6 protein-coding genes are annotated in these 5441 nt (G+C 54.8%); all 6 read left to right on the top strand.

What is annotated here, in order from left to right; translation table 11 throughout:
- The first annotated feature begins 156 nt into the window (after nucleotides 1-156).
- The 6 genes from rpoZ (at nucleotide 157) to lepB (ending at nucleotide 5427) form a co-directional block, all read left to right on the top strand.
- Entirely contained in the window at nucleotides 157-555 is a 399-nt protein-coding gene (gene rpoZ / locus ACXJ5O_RS17665) for a DNA-directed RNA polymerase subunit omega (protein ID WP_271893433.1), read from the top strand.
- 161 nt (nucleotides 556-716) lie between these two features.
- Complete coding sequence (locus tag ACXJ5O_RS17660; RefSeq protein ID WP_457301028.1) at nucleotides 717-2936, top strand: RelA/SpoT family protein; 2220 nt, start codon at nucleotides 717-719, stop codon at nucleotides 2934-2936.
- Between the two features lie 9 nt (nucleotides 2937-2945).
- The gene (gene pyrE, locus ACXJ5O_RS17655; RefSeq protein WP_457301027.1) at nucleotides 2946-3524 is read left to right on the top strand and encodes an orotate phosphoribosyltransferase; all 579 of its coding nucleotides are present in this window, start codon (nucleotides 2946-2948) and stop codon (nucleotides 3522-3524) included.
- A gap of 76 nt (nucleotides 3525-3600) precedes the next feature.
- The gene (locus ACXJ5O_RS17650; RefSeq protein ID WP_457301026.1) at nucleotides 3601-4164 is read left to right on the top strand and encodes a DUF2062 domain-containing protein; all 564 of its coding nucleotides are present in this window, start codon (nucleotides 3601-3603) and stop codon (nucleotides 4162-4164) included.
- On the top strand, nucleotides 4161-4565 hold the full coding sequence (gene acpS, locus ACXJ5O_RS17645) for a holo-ACP synthase (protein ID WP_457301025.1): 405 nt from the start codon (nucleotides 4161-4163) through the stop codon (nucleotides 4563-4565). The genes ACXJ5O_RS17650 and acpS overlap by 4 nt, the downstream gene beginning before the upstream one ends.
- Before the next feature lie 79 nt (nucleotides 4566-4644).
- The gene (gene lepB / locus ACXJ5O_RS17640) at nucleotides 4645-5427 is read left to right on the top strand and encodes a signal peptidase I (RefSeq protein ID WP_224505672.1); all 783 of its coding nucleotides are present in this window, start codon (nucleotides 4645-4647) and stop codon (nucleotides 5425-5427) included.
- The last annotated feature ends 14 nt before the right edge of the window (nucleotides 5428-5441 follow it).

Genomic DNA, 5441 nt, shown 5'->3' with positions numbered 1-5441 from the left:
ATGTTTTTGGACATAAGTGCTCAACATTCGGTGAGGTACCGCACCGGATTCGTTCCATGTAGCGCGAACTTTCGGCGCTTTTGCTTGTTTTTTGCGCGCAAGCACGTTATGTCCCCATTAATCCGCTAATTCAGTTAAAAATGAAAGGGGCAGTTTATGGCCCGCGTCACTGTTGAAGATTGCGTTGACAAGGTTGAGAACCGTTTTGAGCTGGTTCTGCTTGCCAGTCACCGCGCGCGCCTGATTTCGCAAGGTGCAGCGATCACCATCGATCGCGATAATGATAAAAATCCGGTGGTTGCTCTGCGTGAGATCGCAGAAGAAACGCTTTCGCCCGGTGACCTGAAGGAAGATCTGATTCATTCGCTGCAGAAGCATGTGGAAGTCGATGAGCCGGAAGCAGTCGCTGTGCCGCAGGTTACTGCTGATAGCGATGTGACCGAGACTGTCGAGACCGATGCTGATGACAATGTTTCGTTCGATTCGATGTCGGAAGAAGAACTGTTGGCTGGTATCGAAGGGCTGGTAGCCCCCGAGAAGAGCGACGACTACTAAGAGACCTGTTTAAACGTCTCTACATCAAATCTCTTTTTGATGCGTCGCAGTCTCTGCGGCGCATTATTTTTGCGTGTTGGTAACGTAATGACCATATAGACGGCATAACAATTCTTCTTCGACCAAATTCAGTTTGTGTGTAACTCCGGAGACCCCCATCCATGATGCGTCAGTATGAGCTTGTCGAGCGTGTCCAKCGTTACAAGCCTGACGTCAACGAGGCGTTGCTTAACAAGGCCTATGTCTATGCCATGCAGAAGCATGGCCACCAGAAGCGTGCATCGGGCGATCCGTATTTTTCTCACCCGCTGGAAGTCGCTGCCATCCTGACAGACATGCACCTCGACGAGGCGACAATCGCCATCGCCTTGTTGCATGACACCATCGAGGATACCTCGGCGACACGGCAGGAAATCGACACGTTGTTCGGTCCGGATATTGGCAGACTTGTTGAGGGGCTGACCAAGCTGAAAAAGCTCGATCTCGTCTCGAAAAAGGCTGTTCAGGCTGAAAATCTTCGTAAACTGCTGCTGGCGATCTCTGATGATGTGCGCGTCCTGCTCGTCAAGCTCGCCGATCGCCTGCACAATATGCGCACGCTTCACCACGTGCCCGAAGACAAGCGCCTGCGCATCTCCGAGGAGACGATGGATATCTATGCGCCGCTGGCTGGCCGCATGGGTATGCAGGACATGCGCGAGGAGCTGGAGCAGCTCGCATTCCGCTACATCAACCCTGAAGCCTTCAATGCCGTCACCAACCGGCTCGCGGAGTTGCTGGAGAAGAACAAGGCTACGCTGAAGCAGATCGAAACCGATCTTTCCAGCCTGTTCGAAAAACACGGCGTCAAGGCCAGTGTGAAAAGCCGGCAGAAGAAAGCCTGGTCGGTGTTCCGCAAGATGGAAAGTAAGGGCCTTTCCTTCGAGCAGCTATCGGACATTTTCGGGTTTCGGGTCGTCGTGGATACGGTTGCCGACTGCTACAACGCTCTCGGTATCATTCATACGACCTGGTCGATGGTTCCGGGGCGGTTCAAAGACTATATCTCGACACCGAAGCAGAACGACTACCGTTCAATTCATACGACCATCGTTGGGCCATCGCGCCAGCGCGTCGAACTRCAAATACGCACCCGTGAGATGAACGACATTGCCGAATATGGCGTCGCGGCGCATTCGATCTACAAGGATCGTGGCAGTGCACAGAATCCCCATGTCATTTCAACTGAAACTAATGCCTATGCATGGTTGCGCCAGACTATCGAGGCGCTGGCGGAAGGCGACAATCCGGAAGAGTTTCTCGAGCATACGAAGCTCGAACTGTTTCAGGACCAGGTCTTCTGCTTTACGCCGAAGGGCCGCCTGATCGCACTGCCGCGTGGCGCTACACCCATAGATTTTGCCTACGCCGTGCACACGAATATCGGTGATAGCTGCGTGGGCGCCAAGGTCAATGGCCGCATCATGCCACTGATGACCGTTCTGCATAACGGCGATGAAGTGGAGATCATCCGCTCCAAGGCACAAACACCGCCCGCCGCCTGGGAGTCGATAGTTGTTACGGGCAAGGCGCGTGCTGCCATTCGCCGCGCCACACGGCTGGCCGTGCGCAAGCAGTACTCTGGTCTCGGCATGCAGATACTTGAACGAGCGTTCGAGCGGGCAGGGAAGGTTTATTCGCGCGACGAATTGAAAAAGGGCCTGCCGCGTCTGGCACGCAAAGAGATCGATGATGTTCTGGCTGCAGTCGGTCGTGGTGAATTGCCATCATCCGACGTGATGAAAGCGGTCTATCCGGAGTATCAGGATGCCAAGCCAAAGCCCACGGCTCCCGACCGTGAGGAAGGTTGGGTGAATTTCCGCAACACGTCCGGAATGATCTTCAAGATGCCGGAGGGTGCGGAGGCCGCTGGTTTGGAACCGGGCGGACCGAACGCCCTGCCGATCCGTGGTGCTAGCCCGGATATGCCCGTGCACTTCTCGCCCGAAGGCGCAGTTCCCGGCGATCGGATCGTCGGAATTCTTCAGCCGGGCGCAGGAATGACAATCTATCCGATCCAGTCCTCGGCACTGATGGCCTATGACGATCAGCCGGAACGTTGGATCGATGTTCGCTGGGATATAGATGAGAGCCGCCGCGATCGTTTCCCGGCTCGCATAAACATTTCGGCGATCAATGCGCCGGGATCACTAGCGGAAATTGCGCAGATCATTGCTGAGAACGAGACAAACATTCACAATCTTTCGATGGTCCGTACAGCCCCGGATTTCACGCAGATGATCGTTGATCTGGAAGTGTGGAATCTCAAACATCTCAACCGGATATTGTCAAAACTTAAAGAGAGCAAATGTGTCAGCGATGCACAGCGCGTTAGTGGATAGAGAGGCGGAATGAATACAACTGAGGTTCTGGACGTGTTTCGCGAGGCGGGGGCGGTGCTGGAAGGGCATTTCATCCTGACATCAGGTCTGCGCAGCCCGATCTTTTTACAGAAAGCACGCGTCTTCATGCATGCGGACAAGACCGAACGTGTCTGCCGCGGCCTCGCGGAGAAAATCAAAAGCGCCGGACTTGGCCAAATTGATTATGTGGTTGGTCCCGCCATCGGTGGTATCATTCCGGCCTATGAGACATCACGGCATCTCGGCGTTCCGGCGATCTGGGTTGAGCGCGAAAATGGTATTTTCAAGCTTCGTCGCTTTGAGATTGCCAAGGGTGCGCGTGTCGTCATTGTTGAAGATATCGTGACGACAGGGCTTTCCATCCGTGAAACGGTGACGTGCCTGCAGGAAGTGGGTGCGAATGTGCTGGCAGCAGCGTGTATCATCGACCGGTCCGCTGGAAAAAGTGATGTGGGAGTACCGTTGATAGCGCTGGCGGAATATGAAGTGCCGGCCTATCCTGCTGATGAGCTTCCGCCTGAACTTGCCGCAATTCCGCCTGTTAAGCCCGGTAGTCGCAACATCTGAATGAACTAAATGAACCAAAGCGGATTTGACACATTCAAAGTATACGTTGCTTTGGTGCAGAGGGACTTGAATAGAAATGCTCTTCAAGAGGCGTAAAGAACCTTGTCTGCGGGAACGGCTGCGCGTGGCGCTTTGGCCCCGCCGTTCCGTCGGTCGGTCTTTACGCTATTTCGGCAAGCGTGTCCTTAGACTTCGAGCGACGCCCCATGCTATCGCGACTGGTTTTGCATGCGGCATCTTTGCTGCATTCATTCCGCTTCTCGGCGTCCATATTGCTGTTGCCCTGACCATCGCCTGGTTGATCGGAGGCAACATTGCTGCGGCAGTTATCGGAACAACCTTGGGTAATCCTCTGATTCTGCCTTTCATCTGGGCCGCGACGCTGGAAGTCGGTCGCTTCGTTCTGAGTGGCAGTCTGACTGGAGAACCCTTGCCACCGCATCTCGGTGCCATGCTCAGGCATCTGGATTTTCTTGTTCTGTGGCAACCACTGATCAAGCCTATGCTGATCGGAGCGGTTCCGCTCGGTCTCATTGCAGCGCTGCTCATCTATTTTCCGGTGCGCTGGACAGTTGCAAAGTTTCAGCATCGACGGCACAAGGCCTCGTTCCGCCTGGAAAAGGCAACCGAGCCGACATGATCATTGGTATCGGCAGCGATTTAATCGATATCAGGCGTATCGAAAAGACGCTCGAACGACACGGCAGTCGCTTTGTCGACCGGGTATATACTCCGATTGAACAGGCCAAGTCTGACCGCCGCAAAGAGCGAGCGGCTTCCTATGCCAAACGCTTCGCTGCCAAGGAGGCCTGTGCCAAGGCTCTCGGCACAGGCCTATCACGCGGCGTATTCTGGCGTGACATGGGCGTCGTCAACCTGCCAAGCGGTGCACCGACCATGCAACTCACAAATGGAGCGGCGGCACGGCTCTCGGCAATCACGCCCGCCGGCTGCTCCACACGAATTCATTTGACCATCACCGATGATTTTCCCCTTGCACAAGCATTTGTGATTATCGAGGCGCAGAGAATCGAAGAATAGCCGCAATCAAACGGCATTGAGCGGCATTGCTCCCCGCGCATTCAGCGGTTAAGAGGGGGCACATTTGATTTTTGGAGATATGAGACACGTGAGCGACAAAGCTGTTGTGAAGAATTCTGGTGGTCTTGGTGAGACGATCAGCGTCATCGTGCAGGCGCTGCTGCTCGCCCTGGTTATCCGGACGTTGCTGTTTCAGCCCTTCAACATCCCATCCGGCTCGATGAGGCCGACCCTGCTTGAAGGCGACTATCTGTTCGTCTCGAAATTCTCCTACGGTTATTCCAAATATTCGATTCCCTTTGCACCAGATTTGTTTTCGGGCCGCATCTGGAGCGGTGAGCCGAAACGTGGTGACATCGCCGTATTCCGCAAGCCCAATGACACGTCTCTGGACTTCATCAAGCGCGTTATCGGACTGCCGGGTGACAAAATCCAGATGCGCGGTGGTGTACTCTACATCAATGATGTGGCCGTACCGCGCGAGAAGGTTGGCCAGATCGACAATCCCGACGTGACGGAGGTCAACCGGCCCGTCGACGTCTATCGTGAAACGCTGCCGAACGGCATCACCTACGATACGCTTGACCTGACGCCGAACGGCCTGGGCGACGACACACGGGAATTTATCGTTCCAGCCGGAAACTATTTCATGATGGGCGACAACCGGGACAATTCGAGCGATAGCCGTTTTGACGTCGGCTATGTTCCGCTTGAGAATTTCGTTGGCCGCGCCAACATCATCTTCTTCTCGATCGCCGGTAAAGCAAGCCCGCTTGAGATTTGGCGCTGGCCGTCGGAGGTTCGCTTCGGACGGCTGCTGCACAGCGTCAACGGCGCTCCAAACTCCGTCCAGAACAATTGATGAGCCAATGAGCC

The organism is Phyllobacterium sp. P5_D12 (assembly GCF_054049495.1).
This window is presented reverse-complemented; position numbering and strand designations above follow the sequence as displayed.

What these genes read in the sequence shown, in the direction of transcription:
- lepB (WP_224505672.1), top strand. Translation starts at nt 4,645, where the DNA reads ATGAGACACGTGAGCGACAAAGCTGTTGTGAAGAATTCTGGTGGTCTT.
- acpS (WP_457301025.1), top strand. Translation starts at nt 4,161, where the DNA reads ATGATCATTGGTATCGGCAGCGATTTAATCGATATCAGGCGTATCGAA.
- rpoZ (WP_271893433.1), top strand. Translation starts at nt 157, where the DNA reads ATGGCCCGCGTCACTGTTGAAGATTGCGTTGACAAGGTTGAGAACCGT.
- pyrE (WP_457301027.1), top strand. Translation starts at nt 2,946, where the DNA reads ATGAATACAACTGAGGTTCTGGACGTGTTTCGCGAGGCGGGGGCGGTG.
- ACXJ5O_RS17650 (WP_457301026.1), top strand. Translation starts at nt 3,601, where the DNA reads ATGCTCTTCAAGAGGCGTAAAGAACCTTGTCTGCGGGAACGGCTGCGC.